Origin of the sequence: Mesorhizobium erdmanii, from assembly GCF_013170725.1 — a bacterium.
Lineage (GTDB): Bacteria > Pseudomonadota > Alphaproteobacteria > Rhizobiales > Rhizobiaceae > Mesorhizobium > Mesorhizobium erdmanii.
In genome coordinates, this window is sequence record NZ_CP033361.1 from 4215469 (window position 1) to 4238005 (window position 22537).

At 62.0% G+C, this 22537-nt stretch carries 29 protein-coding genes; 16 read left to right on the top strand and 13 right to left on the bottom strand.

From position 1 onward, the window contains the following. The first annotated feature begins 28 nt into the window (after window positions 1-28). From EB233_RS20470 to aat, 5 genes are all read left to right on the top strand, one after another. Window positions 29-865, top strand: coding sequence for a DsbA family protein (locus tag EB233_RS20470; RefSeq protein WP_064991467.1), 837 nt, complete (start codon window positions 29-31; stop codon window positions 863-865). Between the two features lie 145 nt (window positions 866-1010). Next, a complete protein-coding gene (gene aroQ, locus EB233_RS20475; RefSeq protein ID WP_019857903.1) occupies window positions 1011-1445 on the top strand; it encodes a type II 3-dehydroquinate dehydratase in 435 nt (144 codons plus the stop codon). Window positions 1446-1471: 26 nt separating this feature from the next. Further along, complete coding sequence (gene accB, locus EB233_RS20480; RefSeq protein WP_027051732.1) at window positions 1472-1933, top strand: acetyl-CoA carboxylase biotin carboxyl carrier protein; 462 nt, start codon at window positions 1472-1474, stop codon at window positions 1931-1933. Window positions 1934-1943: 10 nt separating this feature from the next. Next, on the top strand, window positions 1944-3287 hold the full coding sequence (gene accC / locus EB233_RS20485; protein ID WP_064991468.1) for an acetyl-CoA carboxylase biotin carboxylase subunit: 1344 nt from the start codon (window positions 1944-1946) through the stop codon (window positions 3285-3287). Between the two features lie 12 nt (window positions 3288-3299). Next, entirely contained in the window at window positions 3300-3917 is a 618-nt protein-coding gene (gene aat / locus EB233_RS20490; protein ID WP_064991469.1) for a leucyl/phenylalanyl-tRNA--protein transferase, read from the top strand. Window positions 3918-3927: 10 nt separating this feature from the next. On the opposite strand, the gene EB233_RS20495 is transcribed toward aat, so the two are convergent. From EB233_RS20495 to EB233_RS20505, 3 genes are all read right to left on the bottom strand, one after another. Then, window positions 3928-4311 carry a hypothetical protein gene (locus EB233_RS20495; RefSeq protein WP_064991470.1) on the bottom strand — a complete coding sequence of 128 codons (384 nt, stop codon included), beginning with the start codon at window positions 4309-4311 and terminating at the stop codon, window positions 3928-3930. Between the two features lie 61 nt (window positions 4312-4372). Next, entirely contained in the window at window positions 4373-4954 is a 582-nt protein-coding gene (locus EB233_RS20500; RefSeq protein ID WP_064991471.1) for a DUF2155 domain-containing protein, read from the bottom strand. Between the two features lie 136 nt (window positions 4955-5090). After that, window positions 5091-5489, bottom strand: a complete 399-nt coding sequence (locus EB233_RS20505; protein WP_027051727.1) for an NADH:ubiquinone oxidoreductase subunit NDUFA12 — start codon at window positions 5487-5489, stop codon at window positions 5091-5093. Window positions 5490-5713: 224 nt separating this feature from the next. Between EB233_RS20505 and panB the strand changes: the two genes are divergently transcribed. Together panB and panC are read left to right on the top strand one after the other, a co-directional pair. Then, entirely contained in the window at window positions 5714-6574 is an 861-nt protein-coding gene (gene panB / locus EB233_RS20510; RefSeq protein WP_064991472.1) for a 3-methyl-2-oxobutanoate hydroxymethyltransferase, read from the top strand. Beyond that, the gene (gene panC / locus EB233_RS20515) at window positions 6571-7422 is read left to right on the top strand and encodes a pantoate--beta-alanine ligase (protein WP_064991473.1); all 852 of its coding nucleotides are present in this window, start codon (window positions 6571-6573) and stop codon (window positions 7420-7422) included. The genes panB and panC overlap by 4 nt, the downstream gene beginning before the upstream one ends. A 75-nt stretch (window positions 7423-7497) precedes the next feature. Here the strand turns inward: panC and EB233_RS20520 are convergent, their stop codons facing one another. The 3 genes from EB233_RS20520 to gatB form a co-directional block, all read right to left on the bottom strand. Further along, window positions 7498-8196: an AIM24 family protein gene (locus EB233_RS20520; RefSeq protein ID WP_064991474.1), complete on the bottom strand. Its 699-nt coding sequence runs from the start codon at window positions 8194-8196 to the stop codon at window positions 7498-7500. 154 nt (window positions 8197-8350) lie between these two features. Then, window positions 8351-8827 (bottom strand): GNAT family N-acetyltransferase, encoded by a 477-nt coding sequence (locus EB233_RS20525; RefSeq protein WP_064991475.1) that lies wholly within the window; start codon window positions 8825-8827, stop codon window positions 8351-8353. A 4-nt stretch (window positions 8828-8831) separates the two neighbouring features. Next, on the bottom strand, window positions 8832-10331 hold the full coding sequence (gatB, locus tag EB233_RS20530; RefSeq protein WP_064991650.1) for an Asp-tRNA(Asn)/Glu-tRNA(Gln) amidotransferase subunit GatB: 1500 nt from the start codon (window positions 10329-10331) through the stop codon (window positions 8832-8834). Between the two features lie 282 nt (window positions 10332-10613). On the opposite strand from gatB, the gene EB233_RS20535 reads away from it, so the two are divergent. After that, the gene (locus EB233_RS20535; protein WP_064991476.1) at window positions 10614-10871 is read left to right on the top strand and encodes a YjhX family toxin; all 258 of its coding nucleotides are present in this window, start codon (window positions 10614-10616) and stop codon (window positions 10869-10871) included. A 50-nt stretch (window positions 10872-10921) separates the two neighbouring features. Here the strand turns inward: EB233_RS20535 and EB233_RS20540 are convergent, their stop codons facing one another. Continuing rightward, entirely contained in the window at window positions 10922-11353 is a 432-nt protein-coding gene (locus EB233_RS20540; RefSeq protein ID WP_064991651.1) for a CBS domain-containing protein, read from the bottom strand. 88 nt (window positions 11354-11441) lie between these two features. Continuing rightward, entirely contained in the window at window positions 11442-12200 is a 759-nt protein-coding gene (locus EB233_RS20545) for a rhomboid family intramembrane serine protease (RefSeq protein ID WP_064991477.1), read from the bottom strand. A 449-nt stretch (window positions 12201-12649) separates the two neighbouring features. Between EB233_RS20545 and EB233_RS20550 the strand changes: the two genes are divergently transcribed. From EB233_RS20550 to EB233_RS20565, 4 genes are all read left to right on the top strand, one after another. Then, on the top strand, window positions 12650-13282 hold the full coding sequence (locus tag EB233_RS20550; RefSeq protein WP_064991478.1) for a PAS domain-containing protein: 633 nt from the start codon (window positions 12650-12652) through the stop codon (window positions 13280-13282). Between the two features lie 119 nt (window positions 13283-13401). Then, on the top strand, window positions 13402-14019 hold the full coding sequence (locus EB233_RS20555) for a PilZ domain-containing protein (protein ID WP_027051717.1): 618 nt from the start codon (window positions 13402-13404) through the stop codon (window positions 14017-14019). A gap of 299 nt (window positions 14020-14318) precedes the next feature. Further along, window positions 14319-14927, top strand: a complete 609-nt coding sequence (locus tag EB233_RS20560; RefSeq protein WP_064991479.1) for a transglutaminase-like cysteine peptidase — start codon at window positions 14319-14321, stop codon at window positions 14925-14927. A gap of 121 nt (window positions 14928-15048) precedes the next feature. Then, window positions 15049-15714 (top strand): ankyrin repeat domain-containing protein, encoded by a 666-nt coding sequence (locus tag EB233_RS20565; protein ID WP_244277795.1) that lies wholly within the window; start codon window positions 15049-15051, stop codon window positions 15712-15714. A 49-nt stretch (window positions 15715-15763) separates the two neighbouring features. On the opposite strand, the gene EB233_RS20570 is transcribed toward EB233_RS20565, so the two are convergent. After that, window positions 15764-16291, bottom strand: coding sequence for a gamma carbonic anhydrase family protein (locus EB233_RS20570; RefSeq protein WP_064991480.1), 528 nt, complete (start codon window positions 16289-16291; stop codon window positions 15764-15766). Between the two features lie 120 nt (window positions 16292-16411). Further along, window positions 16412-16750: a DUF6949 family protein gene (locus EB233_RS20575; RefSeq protein WP_064991481.1), complete on the bottom strand. Its 339-nt coding sequence runs from the start codon at window positions 16748-16750 to the stop codon at window positions 16412-16414. Between the two features lie 125 nt (window positions 16751-16875). Between EB233_RS20575 and EB233_RS20580 the strand changes: the two genes are divergently transcribed. Further along, a complete protein-coding gene (locus EB233_RS20580; protein ID WP_064991653.1) occupies window positions 16876-17607 on the top strand; it encodes a hypothetical protein in 732 nt (243 codons plus the stop codon). A gap of 53 nt (window positions 17608-17660) precedes the next feature. On the opposite strand, the gene EB233_RS20585 is transcribed toward EB233_RS20580, so the two are convergent. Next, on the bottom strand, window positions 17661-17864 hold the full coding sequence (locus EB233_RS20585) for a DUF3126 family protein (protein ID WP_006200852.1): 204 nt from the start codon (window positions 17862-17864) through the stop codon (window positions 17661-17663). Between the two features lie 153 nt (window positions 17865-18017). Beyond that, window positions 18018-18866, bottom strand: a complete 849-nt coding sequence (cysE, locus tag EB233_RS20590) for a serine O-acetyltransferase (RefSeq protein ID WP_027051711.1) — start codon at window positions 18864-18866, stop codon at window positions 18018-18020. 146 nt (window positions 18867-19012) lie between these two features. On the opposite strand from cysE, the gene EB233_RS20595 reads away from it, so the two are divergent. Next, complete coding sequence (locus EB233_RS20595; RefSeq protein ID WP_064991482.1) at window positions 19013-19618, top strand: HD domain-containing protein; 606 nt, start codon at window positions 19013-19015, stop codon at window positions 19616-19618. Between the two features lie 34 nt (window positions 19619-19652). Here EB233_RS20595 and EB233_RS20600 read toward each other — a convergent pair whose 3' ends face one another. Beyond that, on the bottom strand, window positions 19653-20564 hold the full coding sequence (locus EB233_RS20600; RefSeq protein WP_064991483.1) for a LysR family transcriptional regulator: 912 nt from the start codon (window positions 20562-20564) through the stop codon (window positions 19653-19655). A gap of 112 nt (window positions 20565-20676) precedes the next feature. Here EB233_RS20600 and EB233_RS20605 point away from each other — a divergent pair, with 112 nt between their 5' ends. Both EB233_RS20605 and EB233_RS20610 read left to right on the top strand, forming a co-directional pair. Next, window positions 20677-21669 carry an ABC transporter substrate-binding protein gene (locus tag EB233_RS20605; RefSeq protein ID WP_064991654.1) on the top strand — a complete coding sequence of 331 codons (993 nt, stop codon included), beginning with the start codon at window positions 20677-20679 and terminating at the stop codon, window positions 21667-21669. 82 nt (window positions 21670-21751) lie between these two features. Further along, window positions 21752-22534, top strand: a complete 783-nt coding sequence (locus tag EB233_RS20610; protein WP_244277796.1) for an ABC transporter permease — start codon at window positions 21752-21754, stop codon at window positions 22532-22534. Window positions 22535-22537: the final 3 nt, after the last annotated feature.

Genomic DNA, 22537 nt, shown 5'->3' on the forward strand with positions numbered 1-22537 from the left:
CGGGAAACAGGCAAAAGGAACGAGAACGATGAAAAAGGCACTGCTGTTGGGCACCACGGGGGTCGCTGTAGCCCTTGCCATGCTGGCTTTCGGTTTCGTGGCCGGCAGCCCGCAGATTGCCAAGGCCGGTACGGCGCAGCCCGTCGAGGCGACTCAGCCCGTCCAGACGGCGGGGGCCGATACCAAGGCTCCCGATACCAAGATCGACCGTACCGAGGTCGAGGGAATCATCCGCGACTATCTCTTGAAGAACCCGGAAGTGCTGCTCGAAGTGCAGGACGCGCTCGAGGCCAAGCAGAAGGAAGAGCAGCGCCTGGCCGCGCTCGGCGTCATCAAGAACGCCAAGGAGCAGATCTTCAACTCCAGCTTCGATGGCATCGTCGGCAACCCGAACGGCAAGGTGACGATCGTCGAGTTCTACGACTACAATTGCGGCTTCTGCAAACGCGCCATCGAGGACATGCGGGCGCTGACCAAATCCGATCCGGATCTGCGCTTCGTGCTCAAGGAATTCCCGATCCTCGGCCCGGATTCGCAAAAGGCCAGCGTCGTCTCCATGGCCTTCCACCTGATGATGCCGGAAAAATACGGCGAGTTCCACAATGCGCTGCTCGGCGGCCAGGGACGCGCCACCGAAGCGGCCGCGATCAAGATCGCGCTTTCGCTCGGCGCCGACGAGACGACGCTGCGCGAGAAGATGAAGGATCCGTCTATCCCCGAGGCCTTCTCCAAGACCTATGATCTTGCCAACAAGCTGTCGATCACCGGAACGCCGTCTTACGTCGTCGGCAACGAGGTGGTGTTCGGGGCTCTCGGGCAGGAAGTGCTGGCGCAGAAGATCGAGGCGGTTAAAGCCGCGCTTTGATCGGCCGGGGGTTTTCTTCACGGGCGCATTTCGACCTGTTGTGGACAGTGAAAGAACGCACTTGCGCTCTTTTCGCGGACGGCTATGCCCGGTATAGAGGCCCTGCGCGCCGGTTTGATGCCGGCGCCGGAAAAGGTCGGTTTTTTTGAAAACGGTTTTCGTCCTGAACGGTCCCAATCTCAACGCGCTCGGCAAGCGCGAGCCGGGGATCTATGGCGGCAAGACGCTTGCCGCGATCGCCGACGACTGCAAGCAGGCCGGCGCCTCGCTCGGGCTCGAGATCGATTTCCGCCAGTCGAACCATGAGGGCGACCTCGTCGACTGGATACAGGAAGCCGGCGACAAGGCTGCCGGCATCGTCATCAATCCAGGCGCCTACAGCCATACCTCGATCGCGATCCATGACGCCATCCGCTCGGTCGCGCCGCTGCCGGTCGCCGAAGTTCACCTTTCCAACATCCATGCGCGGGAATCATTCCGCCACGTCTCCATGGTCGCGCCGGTCGCCGTCGGCATGATCTGTGGTTTTGGGCCGCTCGGCTACACGCTGGCGCTGCAGGCGCTGGCCGCACGCCTATGACCGGCCAACAAACAGAAGGCTCGAAAATGTCGATAAAGAAGACCGGTGTTGACCAGCAACTGATCCGCGATCTGGCGGGCATACTGAACGATACCAACCTGACCGAGATCGAGGTTGAACTGGGCGACCTGAAGGTCCGCGTGTCACGCCAGGCGCCTGCCGTCCATGCGATTGCGGCCCCCCCGCCCAGCTATGCGCCGGCAACTGTTGCCCAGCCTGCAGCCACGGCCGCACCGGCAACGGTCGACGTGTCGAAGAACGCGGTCACCTCGCCGATGGTCGGCACCGCCTATCTGGCGCCATCGCCCGACGCCAAGGCGTTCATCGAGGTCGGCCAGAAGGTCAAGGAAGGCCAGACGCTGCTCATCATCGAGGCGATGAAGACGATGAACCAGATCCCCTCGCCGCGTGCCGGCACGGTGACGGCGATCCTGTTCGAGGACGCGACGCCGGTCGAATACGGCATGCCGCTCGTCGTGATCGAGTAGAGCGGGCCGGATGTTCCAGAAGATCCTCATCGCCAATCGCGGCGAAATCGCGCTTCGGGTGCTGCGCGCCTGCAAGGAACTCGGCATACAGACGGTGGTGGTGCATTCGACGGCCGACGCCGACGCCATGCATGTGCGGCTTGCCGACGAAAGCGTGTGCATTGGCCCGCCGCCATCGCGCGACAGCTATCTCAACATCCATCAGATCGTCGCGGCCTGCGAGATCACCGGCGCCGACGCCGTGCATCCGGGCTACGGCTTCCTGTCGGAGAACGCCAAGTTCGCCGACATACTGGTGGCCCACAACATCACCTTCATCGGCCCGTCCGGCGACCATATCCGCATCATGGGTGACAAGATCGAGGCCAAGCGCACCGCCAAGCGCCTCGGCATACCGGTGGTGCCCGGCTCCGACGGCGCGGTCACCGACGAGAAGGAAGCCAAGCGCATAGCCGCAGAGATCGGCTATCCCGTGATCATCAAGGCCTCGGCCGGCGGTGGCGGGCGCGGCATGAAGGTCGCGCTTACCGAGGCGGACCTCGAGATCGCCTTGCAGACGGCGCGCTCGGAAGCGGGTGCCGCCTTCGGCGACGACGCCGTCTACATCGAAAAATACCTGCAGAAGCCGCGCCACATCGAAGTGCAGGTGTTCGGTGACGGCTTTGGCCGCGGCGTGCATTTCGGCGAACGCGACTGCTCTCTGCAGCGCCGCCACCAAAAGGTCTGGGAAGAGGCCAATTCACCGGCGCTCAATGCCGAGGAGCGGTCACGCATCGGCGGCATCTGCGCCAAAGCGATTGCCGATCTCGGCTATTCCGGCGCCGGCACGATCGAATTCCTCTACGAGAATGGCGAGTTCTATTTCATCGAGATGAACACGCGCCTGCAGGTCGAGCATCCGGTGACGGAAGCGATCACCGGCATAGATCTCGTGCACGAGCAGATCCGCGTCGCTTCTGGCGGCGGTCTTTCGGTCAGGCAGGAAGACATCAAGTTCAATGGCCATGCCATCGAATGCCGCATCAATGCCGAGGATCCGCGCACCTTCACCCCCTCGCCTGGCACAATCACGCATTTCCACACGCCAGGCGGTCTCGGCATCCGCGTCGATTCCGGCGTCTATTCCGGCTACAAGATTCCACCCTATTACGACAGCCTGATCGGCAAGCTTATTGTCCATGGGCGCAACCGCGTCGAATGCATGATGCGGCTGCGGCGCGCGCTCGATGAGTTCGTCGTCGATGGCATCAAGACGACCTTACCGCTGTTTCGCGATCTGGTCGGCAATGCCGACATCGCCAATGGCGACTATGACATCCACTGGCTGGAAAAATACCTGGCCAAGGAAGAGTAGTCCGGGGACGCGATGACCCGCCCTTACGCGCCCGGCTATCGCATCCCCACCGACCTCCTGCTCAAGGCCTATGCCTCGGGCGTCTTCCCGATGGCCGAAAGCGCCAGCGACCCGGAAGTGTTCTGGGTGCGGCCGGAGACGCGCGGCATCATCCCGCTCGATGGGTTCCACACGCCCAAAAGCTTGAGGAAGGCGATCCGCAAAAGCCCGTTCGATATCCGCTTCGACTTCGATTTCGAGGCCACGATCGACGGCTGCGCCGAAAAGCGCGAGGAAAGGCGCTCGACCTGGATCAACGCGCCGATCCGCGAGGCCTATGTGCAACTGCACCGCATGGGCCATTGCCATTCGGTCGAGGCTTGGCATCAGGACCAGTTGGTCGGCGGGCTTTATGGCGTATCGCTCGGACGCGTGTTCTTCGGCGAAAGCATGTTTTCCAAGGAGACGGATGCATCGAAAATCTGCCTCGTGCATCTCGTCGAACGGCTCAAGGCGCGCGGCTTCGCGCTGCTCGATACGCAGTTTACCACGGAGCACCTCAAGCGCTTCGGGGCGGTCGACGTGCCACGTGGCAAATATGAGAAGATGCTGGCCGATGCACTGAAGGGCGAAGCGATCTTCTTTCCCTAGGGATCAGCCCTTACTTCGCTGGAGCCTCGATCGGTGTCTGCGAGTGGAACATCATCTTCCAGCCGTTGACCCGATGGACGTAGCCGGTGCTGACCAGTGCGGCGTAGAGGTCGCCATTCTCTCGCGTTGCATGCGCCTCGTAGGTCAGCATGACAATGTCGCTTCCCGGCTCGATAATTCCCTTGAGTTCAATATCGAGATCGCGCCAACGGTTGGGCTTGGTCGCGGTCTTAGCTAGGTCGGCGTTGTCCATCGCCTTTGCCATTTGCGGAAAGGCCACCAGGCATTCCGCATCGGCATTGGCCGCGTAGTACGCCTCATCACCCGTCCAGAACCCTCTTTCGAGGTCCAGCAATTCCTTCTTGCTGGCCGTGATCCGCTTGCTGTCCGACATTGGCTGATCCTCCGCGTTGTACGGGGTCAAACGCGCGGTGATCGTGGCGGTTCCGAGCGGATCAGTTTGTCGTAGCCGGTTCCGCGGGGTCCGATTCTGTCGCGTCCGGGGTGACCGCCGGCTTCAGCTTGGCTGAAGCGGGTTTGGTCGCGGCCGGCTTGGAAGCGTCGGCCTTGGCGGCATCGGGCGGCGGCACATCCGACTTCTGCTTGCATTCCTTCAGCCAGACGTCATAGACGGCATGTTCGACAGCATTGAGACCCGGGCTTTCGGCGAACATCCAGCCGGTGAAGATGCGCCGGATTTTGCGATCCAGCGTGATCTCATCGACCTCGACGAAGGAATCCGTCTTCGGCTCCTCGGTCTGCGGCCGCGAATAGCAAACGCGCGGCGTCACCTGCAAAGCGCCGAACTGGACCGTCTCGTCGATATATACATCGAAGGTGATGATGCGGCCGGTGATCTTGTCGATGCCGGCGAACTCGGCGATCGGGTTGGTGATGCGATCCGTCCCCGAGGGCGCCGCCGGCGCGGCTGCGGCGGGTGCAGCCGGTGTGGGCGAAGCCGCAAAGGCGGCGGTGCTGACGGCGAGGCTGGCGGCTAGCGCAAGGCCGCCCGTCGATATCGGATTGAAAAAGCTCATATGGGGGTACCGGTGGTTCGCGTCCGGGTGATTCCGTCGATCGCCAAGGCTAGTCGCCGTTTTTCGATCAGCAAGCAGCTAAACACCAATTGTGGCGAGAAAGGACCGGCTTGCACTTTGCCGAACCCGAGGGCTTTTACGACCCGGGCGTCCAGGCGTCATAGTCACCCGTGACCTGCGGGCGATGCTGGTTGGTCAGCACCGAGCCCTTCGGGCGATAGGCCGCCGGTGTACCGGTCAGATTGGGCTGATGCGGCTTCTGCCAGTCGCGCGGCTTGTAGTCGTCGCTGGGCGGCGCGAGTTCGACGCGGTGATGTATCCAACCGTGCCAGCCCGGCGGAATTGCCGAGGCTTCCGAATAGTTGCGGTAGATGACCCAGCGGCGCGTGCGGCCTTCCGAATCGATACCGCCTTCGTAATAGACATTGCCGACCTCGTCCTGGCCGACCCTCTTGCCGTACCGCCAGGTGTGCAGGCGTGTTCCCAGTGTCTGGCTGTTCCACCAGGTGAAAAACTGCGTCAGGAAAGTCTTCATCTCAGAACCCTCGCGCGGGCGGCGCTGCTTCCTGCTTATGGCGTCAGGCCTTCGGGAAGGCAAGGGTTTTGCCGCAAGGAGCGCGCAAATGGCGCGCCAGGCATCCTACACAAGCCCACCAGCCCCGAGACGGCGGGATGCACACTTGCCAAGCCTTTCGGCTCTTTCTAAAGCTCAGCGCGCCCATGCGGATCCAATCCGGCGTGGACCGAGGGAGGTGACGATTGGCCACGGAACTGCCGACCACCGACATTCGCATCGGCGCCGAGCTGATTCGCCGCCGCAAGGGCGGCATCCCCCTGGTCTGCCTGACGGCCTACACCTATCCCGTCGCCCGCCTGCTCGATCCCCATGTCGACCTGCTTCTGGTCGGCGACAGCGTCGCCATGGTGCTGCATGGCCATGAGACGACACTGGGCGCCTCGCTCGAAATGATGATCGCGCATGGCCAGGCCGTGATGCGCGGCTCGGCCAGGGCCTGCGTGGTGATCGACATGCCGGCGGGCAGCTACGAGGATTCGGCGGTGCAGGCCGTGGCCTCGGCACGGCGCATCGTTGAAGAGACCGGCTGCCAGGCGGTGAAGCTCGAAGGCGGTGTCGACATGGCGCGGCAAATCGCGGCGATCGTTGCCACCGGCATTCCGGTCATGGGTCATATCGGCCTGCTGCCGCAATCGGTGGAGAAGGAGGGCGGCTACAAGATCAAGGGCCGCACGGACGAGGCGATCGCGGCGCTGCTGGCAGACGCGCTCGCCGTCGAAAGAGCCGGCGCGTTCTCCGTGGTCATCGAAGGCACCATCGAGGCGGTCGCTGCCGACATCACACGCCGCATCGCCATTCCAACCATCGGCATTGGCGCCAGCCCCGACTGCGATGGCCAAATCCTGGTCATCGATGACATGGTTGGGCTGACCGTCGACCGTGTGCCGAAATTCGTCAAGGAATATGCCGATCTGCGCAGCGTGATCGCGCATGCCGCCGAACGCTACGCAGCGGAGGTGCGAGACCGGACATTCCCCGGCCCTGCCCATGTTTTTTGGGGCTCAACAGCCTTTTCGGGCACAAATGGCGGAGACGAGGCATGAGCCGGCCTGACGTCGTCGATAACGTCGCCGCGCTCAGGGCGCGGATTCGGGACTGGCGGCGCGATGGCCTGCGCGTCGCCATGGTGCCAACCATGGGCGCCTTGCATGAAGGGCATCTCTCCCTGATCAGGATCGCCAGGGAAAAAGCCCAGCGCAGCGTGGTGTCGATCTTCGTCAACCCGACGCAGTTCGCGCCGAGCGAGGATCTCGACAAGTACCCGCGCCAGCTTGCCCGCGACCTGGACATGCTGGCGACGGTCAAGGCCGATCTTGCCTTCACGCCGACGGTTGGCGCGATGTATCCCGCCGACTTTGCCACCAAGATTTCGGTCGGCGGCCCGTCCGCCGGGCTCGAATCGGACTTTCGGCCGACCTTTTTTGAAGGCGTCGCCACCGTGGTGGCCAAGCTTTTTCTGCAGGCAACGCCCGACTATGCGGTCTTTGGCGAGAAGGATTACCAGCAACTTTGCGTCGTCAGGCAGTTGTGCCGCGACCTTGACCTGCCTGTCGAGATCATCGGCGCCCCGACCATACGCGACGCGCATGGCCTCGCCATGTCGTCGCGCAACGCCTATCTCGGGGAGGCCGAACTCGCGGTCGCCCGCCAGCTTAACGCGATCCTGCGCAAGGCGGCCGCGGCGCTGGCGACCGGCGCACCTCAAGATGACGCAACTGCTGAAGCCAGCCGCGCCCTCATCGCCGCCGGCTTCCAGAAGGTCGATTATGTCGAGGCCCGCGAAAGCCTGACGCTGGCGCCCTGGCGCCGCGACCGTGCTGGGCGCCTGCTTGCCGCCGCCTGGCTCGGCAAGACGCGACTGATCGACAATGTGGAGGTTCCCACCGCATAAGTCGTCGGGTCACCGGAGCTTGGCCCACCAGCCTGCGCTGATCCCGATCTTGTTCTCCCTCGGGCCCTGCCGGAGCTACTCCTCTGTCGGCATATGCAGGTACATCGACTGGATGCCGACCCGGCCCGGGCCGGTGAAGCGATTGACGATGAAATTGACGTTGGCGCCGAAGAAGCCGCTCGACAGCCGGTCGATCTTGGTTTCCATCCTGACCGAGGCATCCTTGAACAGCCAGCCGCCCGGCTCGATGTCGATGGTCTCGCCGGCGGCAAGCGTTTTCTCGAAGACATTGCCGTAGCCGTGCAGCCAGACGATGCCGTCGCCGCTATCGCCGCGAAAACGGTCGATGAAGAAGCCGCTCTGGCCAAACAGCATCGTTGCAAGGCCACGTACACGCTCGAACGTGTAGTCGACGTTGCCGGTGGCGGCGAGGAACTGGTGTTCGCGCACCTGGATCTCCTCGCCACGCCTGAGATGGATCGGCACGATGTGGCCCGGTCCATCACGACTGAAGGCGATGATGCCTGCTCCCGACGCCTCGGTGACGAAGATCTGCATACCGGCCATCATGCGCTTCAGCGCCCCTTTCAGCGATTTCAGGCCGATGGTGATGGTGGAATTCTTCCACAACAGGATGTGGTGCTCGAAATAGACAGGCATTCGCGTCACATCGACCGAAAGCACGGGCACCAGCTCACCCGCTATGTGATAGGTGACGCCACCAAAGGTTTCATCCGACACCTGGGTCGGCATCAATTCCGGCAAGCTTGGCATGATTCCCCCTCGCCGCCTTGCACGCCAGCCCATTCCGGCTTCCGCACGGTCAGCCGCGGCAGCTTGGTGTGTGACCATCAGGCCGTCAAACGAAAACCGGGCACGTGCCGTGCCGCTCGCGCGAAGGTGATCCGGATTGCCTTCGACGCGGCAGTCACCCGATAAGAGGGCGGCGGTAGACGAGCGTCCCGGCGTGCCCGCCAACGTCGCCGGATCTTACAAAACCGTTCGCTTCGTAGAAGGCGATGGCGCGTGAATTCTGCTCCTCCACCTCTAGACGGATGGCGTGGGCTTCAGGGAAGCTCTCGATGATCTCGTCGAGCAGCATACCGCCAATGCCCCGTCCCTGCAGGCTGGGAAGCACATAGAGCTGTTTCAGGACAACAAGCTTGCCGCCATCGACGCTTTCGGCAAAGGCCACGCCGCCAAGGCGCTTGCCGTCGTCGGCAACAAGGAATTCGCTGACCGGCTTGGTCAGCCTCGTTTTCAGGGACGCGATCGAGTGCCACTGATCGGTCATTTCGGTGACCTTGGCGGCGCCGTATATGGCGTCGTAGGTCGCATGCCAGGTTTCAACCAGCAATGCCCTGATGGCTGCGAGGTCGCGATCGCCGGCAGTGCGGACGAACATGGCCTTACTCGATGCCGAGCTTGGCCTTGACGAGGTCGTTGACCGCCTGCGGATTGGCCTTGCCACCGGTCGCCTTCATCACCTGGCCTACGAACCAGCCGGCCATGGTCGGCTTGGCGCGCGCCTGTTCGACCTTGTCGGGATTGGCCGCAATAACCTCGTCGACCGCCTTCTCGATGGCGCCGGTGTCGGTGACCTGCTTCAAGCCACGGCTCTCGACCAGCGCACGCGGATCGCCGCCTTCATTCCAGACGATCTCGAACAGGTCCTTGGCGATCTTGCCGGAGATGGTGCCATCCTTGATCAGGTCGATCACCGCGCCGAGCTGATCGGGCGAAACCGGAGCATTTTCAATGTCCTTGCCTGCCTTGTTCAGCTGTCCGAGTAGGTCGTTGATGACCCAGTTGGCGGCGAGCTTGCCGTCGCGCCCGGCAGCCACCTTCTCGAAATAGTCGGCGACCGACTTTTCCGACACCAGGATCGAGGCGTCGTAGGTCGACAGACCCAGCGAGGAGATGAGCCGCGCCTTCTTGTCGTCGGGCAGTTCCGGTAGATCCTTCACCAAAGCATCGACATAGGCCTGATCGAATTCCAGCGGCAGAAGATCGGGATCGGGAAAATAGCGGTAATCGTGCGCTTCTTCCTTCGAGCGCATGGAGCGCGTTTCGCCCTTGACGGCATCATACAGCCGCGTTTCCTGGTCGATCTTGCCGCCATCCTCGAGGATAGCGATCTGGCGGCGCGCTTCATAATCGATGGCCTGGCCGATGAAGCGGATCGAGTTCATGTTCTTGATCTCGCAGCGGGTGCCGAACTCGCCACCGGGCCGGCGAACCGAGACGTTGACGTCGGCGCGCAGCGAGCCTTCATCCATGTTGCCGTCGCACGTGCCGAGATAGCGCATGATGGTGCGCAGCTTGGTGACATAGGCCTTGGCCTCATCGCCGGAACGCAGGTCAGGCTTGGAGACGATCTCCATCAGCGCCACGCCGGAGCGGTTGAGGTCGACATAGGACATGGTCGGATGCTGGTCGTGCATCGACTTGCCCGCATCCTGTTCCAGATGCAGCCGTTCGATGCCGACCTCGATGTCCTCGAACTCGCCCTGCCGGTCCGGTCCGACCGAAACGATCACAGTGCCCTCGCCGACGATCGGCTGCTTGAACTGCGAGATCTGATAGCCCTGCGGCAGATCGGGATAAAAATAGTTCTTCCGGTCGAAAACCGACTTGTGGTTGATCTGCGCCTTCAGCCCGAGACCGGTGCGGATCGCCTGCTTGACGCATTCCTCGTTGATGACAGGCAGCATGCCGGGCATCGCCGCATCGACCAGACTGACATTGGCGTTGGGGGCCGCACCGAAGGCGGTCGAAGCGCCGGAGAACAATTTTGCTTCCGAGATGACCTGCGCATGCACTTCGAGACCAATGATGATTTCCCAATCGCCGGTGGCGCCGGGGATGAGGCGTTTTGCGTCGGGGGTGCGGGTATCGATGAGAGACATGGCGGCCTGCAAATTGGAACTGCTGAATATGCGCGAACGCATATTTTAGTGTGCAACTTCGCTAGTGCAAACCGCCAAAAGAGACAAGCGCAAAGCCGCGGGCTGGCCTTCTCAGCCGCTTTCGCTTATAGGACGCTCATCCCAATGGAGAGTGGATGTCCACTTACGCTCAGTCCCGGTAGGGCCCTGACCTCGTAGCGAGGCAGGGCAGAAAACCTAAAAACCCCGTGCCGCGAAGCTTTCGCGGCGGCGGCCTTTTTTGTTTTCCCGGACAACTCTCACATGGATATTTCGCGCACTGAACAGCGCATCCTGCACCTGCTTGCGCAGGGCGGACGCATTGAAATCGAAAAGAACGAGAAGAAACGGATCGCCTCCGTCAAATGCCTGACGCGTGACGGCTGGCACTATCCGGGCGTCGATCTCGACCTGTTTCGAAAGCTGAAGCGGAAAAAGGCGGTTTCGTCGTCGGGTGGCGGTCCCTACCGCATCACGCGGCGCGGACTCGAACTCGTCCGTTCCGAACTCGACAACAGATAGGCTATGGAACCGCCGGCCGGGTCTCCGGTCGGCGGTTTCGTTTCCGCCGCTCAGGCGGTGGCGATATAGGCCCTGATTTCGTCGGCCTCGCGTTCGACATCCTCGATGCGGCGCTTGACCACGTCGCCGATGGAGACGATGCCGTCGAGCAGGCCGTCCTTTTCCACCGGCAGATGGCGGAAGCGGCCACGCGTCATGATCTCCATCACCTCGTTGACGGTGTGGTTCTCGTTGCAGATCTTCACCTTCGGCGTCATCGCCGAACGTACCGGTATATCGAGCGCGGCACCGCCTTCCTTGGCGACGACCCGCACGATGTCGCGTTCGGACAGAATGCCGACGATCTTGCGGTCGCCATTGGTGATGACCAGCGCGCCGATCTTGTGTTCGACCAGGATGCGGATGGCTTCGCTGAGCTTTTCGTTCGGCCCGAGCGTCAACACGTCGTGGCCTTTTCTTTCCAGAATTGCCTTAACCGTCATGGCGTCCTCCTCTGCTTCGCCCGCCGGTCCCCTGCCCAGACCGGCTTTCACGTAAGAGTGAACATCGTGCGCCGTGATCGGCCGCATTTCAAGTGCGGTGGTCGCCGGCCTCCCATTCGGGCGACTGCCCACGCCGGTCGAACCAGCGCAAACCAAAGAAGCCCGCGACGAAGCCGCCAATATGGGCCTCCCAGGCGATCTGACCATCCACTCCGGGGGCAAAACCGAGAAGGCCGGTGGCGAGGTTGATGATCATCCAAACAGCGAGGAAGATCACGACGCCACGCAAACGCAGCACTATCGCGATCGGCAGCACGGGGCCGGCGAAGGCAGCCTTGCCGGTCGAGCGGTCGGTGCGGAAACCGAAACGCGCGGCAGCGCCCATCATGCCTGAAATGGCACCCGATGCACCAACCAGCGGCGCCTCGCCGTAGGGATGCATCGCCCAGAACAGAGCCACCGAAGCCAATCCTGTGAACGCAAAAAACAGAGCGAACCAGAGCGCGCCCAGACGATTGGCAAGAGGCGAACCGAAGGCGGCGAGCCATGCCATGTTGATTGCGATATGGGCAAAGCCGCCATGCATGAAGGCGTATGTGAAGGGCCGGGTGAACAGGAACCAGTCGAAGCCGTATTGCCCGGTATAGAGGACTGGGATGAAAGCGAAGTTTGAAACGAATGCGTTGTCCTGCGCTGGGGTAAGCAGATAGTTTTCAATCAGGAAGACGGCCGCGCAAATGCCGATCACCGCCAGCACGATCGGCGGCAGGTTGAACACGGGTTCGCGCCGGGGTTCCGGCGTCGGTTCCGTGTGTTCGAGGTCCGAAGGGTTCACCGGTTCACTCATATGCGTCTGGTCCAAGGCTTCGATGCGCGAGCTTTAGAGCAAGGATGCTTGACTTGGAACAAGCCTGTTCTCGAAACAACCGACGCCGCAGGTGCTGCGATGAGTGAAAAGCACGCCCGGCGTTAACCGCGAATCACGGGGCGCGAATCAAAAAAGAGGCCGTCCAAGGTTTCCCTTGAACGGCCGGTCGAGTCCCCTGTTCCCCTGAAACTCTTGACTGAAGTGCTGCCGATCGTCGCGAAAACGACCGTTTTGGAGTGGTTTTGGTGTGCCACAGGGCCTGCTCGCGCGCAACGTAAACGAGTTGTTAACCTTAACGGCCCCGACCCGTGAACAAGTGTTAACGACGCTGGCACGCTTCCTGCTCCGCAACGCATGTAGGTCATCGGAGGGCGCCCTTCTGTTCACCGATGGGACATCAGACGACAGAATGCGCGGAGCAGCATACCATGAACCAAAACGGATCGATCACGCTGTTCCATTATTGGAACCGCCTGCGTGACGGACGCCCTGCTCCGAAGCGCTCGGAGGTAGAACCGGCCGATATCAAGTCGCTGCTGGCCGACACGTTCATCCTGGAAAAAGACACGCGCGGGCAGCCCGTATTCCGCCTGGCCGGCACCAGGCTCTGTGCCTGCTATGGCCGAGAGCTCAAGGGCTTTTCATTCCCGTCCCTGTGGCGCGAGAAGGATCAGCGCCTGATGTCACGGCTCATTCATGGGGTCTTCGATCAGAAATCGGTAGTACTGATCATCTTCGAGGGCTTCAGCCGCAACGGCCGCTCCAACAAGTTCGAATTGCTTGCCTTGCCGCTTGACGGTGGCGTCGAAAACCCGCGTTGCCTCGGCGTGATCAGCGCCGTGGAAAAGCCGTTCTGGCTCGGCGCCGACCCGATCACGGACGCGATGATCGATTCGATCCGCGTCATCGATCCGGAAAAAGAGCTGCTCAACGACCGCCCGGCGATCGACGTTCCCTCGCTTGTTCCTGCCGAACTCGAGGCGCCCGATACGATCTCGGCGCTTGGCCGCTCGCGCCGCATCCGCCACCTCGTCGTCTTCGACGGCGGGCGCGAGGAATAGTTGATGATCGCACAGTCCTGGAGGCTCGTTTTTTCCCTTTGTTAACCCGCTTTGTTGTACTTCTGTGATGAAGTCCTTCGCATCGACGCGCGGGAATGCCAAACGGGGTGTAGGCAGTCATGAGGTCAGCGGCGGTCGAATACGCGCCGTCCCAAGCTGAAAGGCGTAACTTTCAGCGCGTCCGGGTCAAGATATACGGGCGTTTCATGCTGGAAGACCGCACCGAGCATCCTTGCCAGGTTGTCGATATGTCGCCCGGCAACGTCGCTCTGCGCACCGATCGCATCGGCATGCCCGGCGAAAAAGTCATCGCCTATATCGACCATATCGGCCGCATCGAAGGCGTCGTCACACGCACGCTGCAGGACGGCTTCGCCATGACGGTGATCGCGTCCGACCGCAAGAAGGACAAGCTGGCGGCGCAGCTGACCTGGCTTGCCAACAAGCACGAACTCGACCTGCCGGAAGACCGCCGCCACGAGCGCGTCGCGCCGCGTAACCCGACCAGCGTGCTGCAACTCACCGATGGCCGCCAATACCAGTGCCGGATCATCGATCTGTCGCTGTCGGGCGCCGCGATCGAGATCGACGTCAAGCCGGCGATCGGCGTCCAGGTCATGCTCGGCACCATGCGCGGCCAGATCGTTCGCCATTTCGAGGATGGCGTCGCCATCGAATTCGCCGTCATCCAGCGCCCCGAAACGCTCGATTCCGAATTCAACACGCCGCGCGCCTGAGCCGTACGCACAGACAATCAAACCGGGCCTTCGCGGCCGGTTTTTTGTTTCCTGACACCTGCCACCGATAATCCATCCGGAAGCGATCGACGTCGCTTCGAACAGCCCTACGCTGCTACCGGCAGCGGTGGAAATGCCGCACCCCAGCAGGGCAGCCGCGGCAATCCAAACAATTCAATACTCAATTGATTCAAATTTTATGTTTATTCTACTGGCGTTTTACTTAAAGTCTGCTTCGCGCTTTTGCGTCAAATAAATCCAGCCGTGGCAATGTCTCCTTCGAACGGGGAGACCAAAAAATGAAGAAAACGAGGGGCAAGCTGTTGCTGTTGGCAATGGCGATGCAGCTTTCCGCTTGGGGATCAGCATATGCCGCGGGACCGGCCTATATGCACACCGGCGGACGGACCACGCAGCCTGTTGGCCACTATGAATTCTGCCAGCGCATCCCTGGCGAATGCAACGAGAAGACGCCCAAGGGAGCGCCGGTCGACCTGACCCGCAAGCTCTGGGCGACGATCGTCAACATCAACAATTCCGTCAACACCCGCATCAAGCCGCGCACCGACATGGAGAACTACGGTGTCGAGGAGTACTGGGCCTATCCCGACAATGGCTTTGGCGACTGCGAGGACTACGCGCTGGAGAAGCGCCGCGCACTGATGGACGCAGGCGTGCCGGCAGGTGATCTGCTGATGACGGTTGCGCGCCAGCCGAATGGCGACGGCCATGCCGTGCTGACCGTGCGCACCAGCCTCGGCGAGTTCATTCTCGACAATCTGGAAACCAAGGTGCTGTCCTGGACGGACACCGATTACACCTATCTCAAGCGCCAATCGACGGAGAATTCAGGCGTTTGGGTGACGATCAACGACGGCCGCTCGGACGCGGTCGCCAGCGTCCGCTAGGGCGTAACGAGAAACCCGGTCGAGTCCCCACCCTCCCCGTCCCCAACGACCGGGTCAAAGGAGCCGGCCCTGTCCCCGGGCCGGCTCCGCCATTTCTGGCGGTGGTTGCTAGAATTGATCCATGGCATCACTGCCGCCACGCGCGTCCGAACGTCCAACTTTCCCTATCCACACGCAGCAGATCGAGGCATTATCGGCCGTTGCATTCGTCGTCTGGATCGCGGTGATGCTGGAAATCCCGGAAGATCGGTGCGAGCGCCAGCGTCTGTTCAAGGCGATCGACGAGGCCTTCAAGGCCGGTGACTTCGATGGTCTCGGCAAAGCCCTTGGTGGCTCGTCCCGTTGGTTCGACGAGCGCATGCCGTTTGAGCTCGGCCTCGGGCACCCGCTGGAATATGCGATCTACTGGAGCCCGGTCGGCTTTATCTCGGCCTTGCTGGATGCGGGCTCGGATCCGAATTATGCGGATCACGCTGGGTTTCCGGCAATCATGGCCGCACTGTCCACCGAGCGGTCCGACCGGCTGGAAATCGTCCAGATGTTGATCGACGCTGGCGCCGATCCCGACATGCGCGGCGTGAACGACTGGACGCCGCTGCACTATTCGGTGGCCGTTCGTAGCGCTGACGCGATCCGTCTGCTTCTGGCCGCGGGCGCCGACCCGACGCTCGAAACCCGGATCGACGACTACAGGACAGCTGCCGAGGAAGCCGACATTACCGGCTTTGAAGCCGGCGCGTCCTTGCTGCGCGGTGCAATGGCCGTGCGCGGCTCCAGCGGACAGTGACTTGGCTCGCGATTAGAACGGTCGGCGACAGGTATTGGCCAGGCTGGCCTCAAACCTTCTTCAGTCCCGCCTTGAAGCGCTTGCCATTGGCGACATAGTGCGCGGCCGAGCCGCGCAACCTTTTGACTGCCGCATCGTCCAGCACCCTGATCGCCTTGGCCGGCGAGCCGACGATCAGCGAATTGTCCGGAAATTCCTTGCCCTCGGTGACCAGCGCGCCGGCGCCAACCAGCGAATTCTTGCCGATCCTGGCGCCGTTCAGCACGATGGCGCCCATGCCGATCAGGCTGTTGTCGCCGATCGTGCAGCCATGCAGCATGGCGCGGTGGCCGATCGTGCAGCCTTCGCCGATGGTCAGCGGGAAGCCGGGATCGGTGTGCATGACGGTATGTTCCTGCACATTGGTATCGGCGCCGATGACAACAGGCTCGTTGTCGCCCCTGACAACGACGCCGAACCAGAAACCGGCATTGCGGCCAACGCTCACGTTGCCGATCAGCGTCGCATCGGGCGCGATCCAGTTTGAATCCGCATCCGCGAAGCTGGGCTCCGTTCCGTCGATCGCATAAAGCGGCATTGTCGGTCTCCGAATCGTCTCAGGCTGGAATGCCGGACCGTAGAGCAATTCCAGGAAAAGTGCGCAGCGGTTTTCCGTCAGGAATTGCGTGAAACGAATGGTTGGAGCGACTCGGTTCCATCAAAAGCCGAGCCGCGACAAGGGACTGATCGTCCATGAGGCAATGGCAAGCACGACGATGCCGAGCGCCAGGGACCAGGCAATCGCGGTGCAGCCGCACGACAAGAGCGCTATGGTCGAAATGCGGTTTTCGCGCCGGGCGTCGAGCGCATCGTTGACCAGCATGAACGGCCCGGCGCCAGCGGTGACTGCCAGCGAGCGCAGCACATGCGAGGGCGACACGTAAGGCTCGGTGAAGGCGACCTTGCGGCCCGACACCAGTTCCATCGTCGAGCCCGTCAGCCCGCAAGCCGTCAACCCGACGACAAAAGCGAACAGGAAGAGTTCCATCCCAGCCATTTTAACCTTCCATTTACCATGAAATCGCACAGTCGTTTCAGGAAGGCTGCAAGAGCCATGCCGCTCGATGTGTGCCGCCGAGAGACACCGGCAATGGCGGACAGGCGGTTGGGATGAGGATCGAGATGAAGCAGGCAGCGATCGCCGACGGCCCCGAACTCACCGTGGTCGATTCCATGCTGATGAGGAGGGTCTTCCATGCGTTCGCCGCACTTGCCCTGCTGTCGGTAGCGATCAGCCTCGGCGGCAAATGGTTCGGCCATTCCATCGCGATGGCCGGATATACCGACGACGCGACGGTGCGCCGGGTGGTGATCGGCAACAATGTGATTTCCGTGCCGGCCAATTTCATCCGCTTTGACCAGGCCCGGCGCGACGGCATTGCCTCGCGTCTCGACCTTTATCTGCGCTATCCCCAGATGGACGGCTACAGCGAGGCCGCTCGCGACGACTTCAACCATTCGCAAGACAACAGGACCATCATCTTCCTGTCCTTCGAGCCGCAGATGATGTCGCGCGACATGAGCGGCCGGTTCGCGCCGATCTACAGCGCGCTGATCGTGCAACCCGGCATTCCGGGACCCGGCGGGACGACGGTCTACGGGTTCAACGAGAAATCAGGCTATCTGAACGAGGTGCTGGTGGTCGGCAACCGCCAGGGCAAGGACCCTTTCGTGGCCCGCTGCCTGAGCGGGCCGAGTGCCGGTCAATCGTTGGCGCCCTGCGAGCGGGACATCCATGTCGGCGACGATCTCAGCCTCACCTATCGTTTTCCCAAGGAATTCCTGGGCGATTGGCAAGCGCTCGACGCGGCGATGACGGCAGAGGCCGAGCGGATTCTGAAGCCCGGCCATTAACTGACAGATGCCGACGCCGACCGCGCTCTGCGCAGCCGCCATCGGCTCGCGGCTCAGGCCAGATCGATGTCGAGGATCGCCATCGAGAAATTGTAGTCGCCGTCATCCTCGTCCTTGAAAACGATGCCGAGGAACTCGTCACCGACATACACTTCGGCCGAATCTTCCTTGCGCGGCCGTGCCTTGACCTCAAGCTTAGGGTTCTGGAAGACGCGCTTGAAATAGGCGTCCAGCTTTCTGATTTCGTCCGGCTTCAACAGTCTTCTCCGATCATCGGGCTTGCTGGTTTGAACGGCGCTTCTGGCACGTCGACAATGTCTATGTAAAGGCAAGCCGGCCGTATTGCACCGGAAGCGGCAGCACCGTTGGCAAAATCGCGGTCACGCCGGACAAGCGCGCCGGCGCGGAAATCAGATATCGAAGCTGATCACCTGGTCCATCTTCTGCGACGGCAGAAGCTGGTCCATCTGGCGCGACGGCTGGTCGCAGCCGGTCTCGCCGACGACCCGGGCCGGCACGCCGGCAACCGTCTTGTTATGCGGCACGGGCGACAGCACCACCGAACCGGCGGCGACCTTCGAGCAATGGCCGATCTCGATGTTGCCGAGAATCTTGGCGCCGGCGCCGATCAGCACGCCACGGCGAATCTTGGGGTGGCGGTCGCCACCGGCCTTACCGGTACCGCCCAGCGTCACGCCATGCAGGATCGACACGTCGTCCTCGATGACCGCGGTCTCGCCGACGACGAGGCCGGTGGCATGATCAATGAAGATACCCTTGCCGATGCGCGCGGCCGGGTTGATGTCGGTCTGGAACACCGAGGACGAACGGCTCTGCAGGTACAGGGCGAAATCCTTGCGGCCCTGGTTCCACAGCCAATGCGCCAGCCGATGGGTCTGGATGGCATGAAAGCCCTTGAAATAGAGCACCGGCATGATGAAGCGGTCGCAGGCCGGATCACGGTCGTAGTAGGCCTGGATGTCGACACGCACGGTCGTAGGCCATTCCTTGTCGTCGGCCAGCATGGTCTTGAAGGTCTGGCGGATGAGATCGGAGCCGATGTCCTGATGGGCAAGCCGCTCGGCGATCCGGTGGATGACGGCCTCTTCCAGGCTTTCCTGATTGAGGATCGTCGAATAGAGGAACGCCGCGAGAAGCGGATCACGGTTGACCGCCTCCATCGCTTCGTCGCGGATCGAACGCCAGATCGGATCGACCGGTTGCAACGCGCTGTGGCGGGAAATGCTGATGCTGTTCATCGACGTCTCGTCCTGCGTCCTGCTGGCTTGCCGGTTGTGCTTGCCCGTTGTCTGGCCGCACATATAAGGCAGATGATAGCATGATTGAACTCAATTTTCCTTAGTGCTTCGTCAAATGGATTTGGTTCGCAGGAATTCAAGCAGCCATGGAAAACGAACCCTTGATCGACATGGCCCTGAAAACCGAGCTGTGGGCGCTCTACAGCACCGGGAATCGCCACTACCACAACCTTGTGCATATCGAGGCGATGCTGGCGCTGGCCGGCGATTATCGCGCGCTGCTCGATGACCCGCGGGCCGTCGAAGCGGCGATCTGGTTCCATGACGCCATCTACGACAGCAGAGCCAAGGACAATGAGATCAGAAGCGCCGCGCTTGCCGAGAAAAAACTCGCGGGCCGCGTCGATGCCGAGCGCCTCGACCGCATCAGCGCGATGATCGTCGCCACCGCCGCGCACAAGCTGACGCGGTTCGACGACGCGGCGGCCACACGCGACGCCAGCCTGTTTCTCGATATGGACCTGTCGATCCTGGGTGCCGCGCCTGATGCGTTCGACGCCTATGAACGCGCGGTCCGCCGCGAATACGACTGGGTGGAGGAGCCGATGTGGCGTGCCGGCCGGGGTGCGGTGCTGAAGGATTTCCTCGCCCGCCCGCACATCTTCCACACAGAGGAGTTCCGGCAGCGTTTCGAGCCGCAGGCGAGGCTCAACATGGCGCGCTCGCTGGAGACCTTGCAAGAACCGTCCTGACCGCGCCTGGCGCGCTTGCGGGATTGCCTTGGATCTAGGCGGGTCCGGACAGGGGCGTTGTCCCGAAGAGGGCTGCGAGAAACGCCTGAACAAGCGAGCGCTGGGCGTCGGTCTTGCGATAGGCGACGCGGTGGATGGAACTGAAAGAGTAGGCGCTTGGCCTGATCGCCCGCATGTCTCCGGCCGCGACCCACGGATCGGCGAAGTGGCATGGCAGGAAGCCGATGAAGTTGCCCGACAGGATCAGCATCAACTGCGCCTCCATGTGAACGACCGACGCGCTCGCCCTGGGATGGCCGACCAGATAGAGATCGTCGAAATGCCGATAGCTGCGCACGGAAAACCGCGCGGCGTCGATGGCGCCCTGGTCGATCCTCGCATCAGGCACCGCGAAAAGCGGGTGCCGGCGCCCGCAATAAAGAAGATGCGGTTCGCCACAGTAATCCCGATAGACGACGCCAGGCGCCTTCTGCGACAGCGGTCCGATGACGACATCGCGGCCGCCATCGGCTACCTGTTGCTCGAGCTCGGACGGCGTGCCCACCGAAAGATCTACGAAGACTTCGGAATCCGGTCCCATGAAGCGGCTCAAGGCATGCTGGATGCCCAGTTCACCGCTGGTGAAAACCCCATCCGATGTACCGACCCGCAAGCGGCCCGACAGGCTGCCGCTGGCTGCGTTGATGCGGTGTCCGAAATCGTCAAGGTCGCGAAACAGTTTCTGCGCGGCATCATAGGTCGCCTGCCCGACCTCCGTCAGGCGGAATTGCTTGCGCCCGCGATGGCAGAGCTGGGCGCCGAGGCGCTTTTCCAGTTCCGCCAAATGCGTGCTGAGTGTCGGCTGCGACAGGTTGAGCGTCATTTGCGCGGCGGCGAACCCGCCTGAATCGGCGAGCGCCACGAAAACCCGCAGCAGGCGGATGTCGATATTATCCAGCCGGCGCACGTCACTCCTCCCTGTAGATACATCGATATTATTCGATGTATCGTTCTAAATAAACTCATTTACATCAATGTCGGAAATGGCGAGCCTGCACGAAACAAACAGGGGAACAATGATGAAGTCGTTACTCGCCACCGCGCTGTCCGCGGCCCTCGTGCTTGCCAGTTCGCAACTAGCTCTCAGCGCCGACCAGATCCGCATCCTTGCGCCGACGTGGCTGGGATTTGCGCCTGTCCACATCGCCAGCGATCTAGGCTGCTTCACTGCCAAGGGCCTCGACGTCAGCATCAAGTTCGAGGACGACCTTACCAATGTGATGGCGGCAATGGCGCGCGGCGACATCGAGATGCAGATGCGCTCGGTCGGCGAATATCAGGGTCGTCCCCGTGACGCGTCGACGCCCGGCATCATCATCGGCACGATCGATGAATCCGTCGGTGGCGACGGCGTCATCACCGACGACACCGTCAAGTCGGTCGCCGATCTCAAGGGCAAGGTCGTTGCGGCCGAGCCGAACATCCCCTCACGGCTGTTGCTGCAAATGGAGCTCAAGCAGGCAGGGCTGTCGCTGAAGGATCTGCAGATCAAGGACATCGCCACGGCCGATACGGGCGCGGTTTTCGTCGATCCGTCAATCGCTGCGATCGCGACCTACGAACCGTTCATGTCGCAGGCCCTCAAGGCCTCGACCCGTCCCGGTGCCCGGATGCTGATCTCATCCAAGGACCACCGCGGCATCATCATCGATGCGATCATCGCCCGCAATGACGACTTCAAGGCGAACCCCGACAAATATGCCAGGTTTCTCGGCTGCATCTATGAAGCGGTCGACTTCATCAAGGCCGAGCCGGCGAAATTCGCCGACATGGCCTCCAAGCATTTCGGCCTGACACCAGCCGAAGTGACCGACATCGTCAACTCCAGCCTGTCCTACACGACGCTCTCGGAATCGCAGGCCTACATGGGCAAGCCGGGCGAAAAGGGCACGCTGCACGGCATCTTCGACACCGTCATGGAGCTCAACCTGGAGAATGGCGCCGCCGACAACAAGCTGGTGGCTGCCGATCAGATCGATAACTCCGCTATCAACAACATCCCCGCCAAATAGCGATCAAGCCGACCAAGCCCGGCAGTCCCCTGGCGGCTGCCCCGCTCGCCGATGACGGCCGTTCTCTAGATGGGATAGTGATTTGTTCAGCAGCCTGTTTGTCTTTCGCGGCCGAGCGTCGCCGATGGTGGAGTTCGCCGTCAGTGTCACGGCGGCATTGCTTGTCGTTGTCCTCTGGGAACTGGCGGCGCGCGCGGGCATCATCGCGCCGCAGTTCCTGCCCTCGCCGAGCCGTGTCGTCCTCGCGCTGTGGACGATGCTAAAGGAGCAGAACCTTGTCTGGCACGTCGCGGTCTCGACCGCGCGCGTCTGGATCGCCTTCCTGCTCGCAGCCATCATGGCAATCCCGATCGGCATTATGATGAGCAGCTATCGGATCGTCGGCGCGGCCCTGGAGCCGATGATCGATTTCATCCGCTATTTGCCGGTTCCAGCGCTGGTGCCGCTGTCCATCATCTGGTTCGGCGTCGGCGAGGAGACCAAGATCTTCCTGCTCTGGCTGGGCACATTCTTCCAGCTCGTGCTTTTGGTGGCAGACGACATGCGGCGCGTGCCGCAAGAGTTTGTCGAGGTCGCCCGCACCGTCGGCGCCAATTCGAGGCAGGTGATGATCGATGTCGCCCTGCGCTGGATGGGGCCGACGCTGCTCGACAATCTCCGTATCACTCTCGGCTGGTGCTGGACCTATCTGATCATCGCCGAGATCGTCGCCGCCGATTCCGGCATCGGCTATGTGATCTGGACGGCGCGGCGCTTCGTCAAGACACCCGAGGTCATGGCCGGCGTGGTCGTCATCGGGCTCATCGGCCTTGTCACCGACCAGCTTCTTCGCCTGCTCCACCGCCGGCTGTTCCGGTATCTGTAAGGG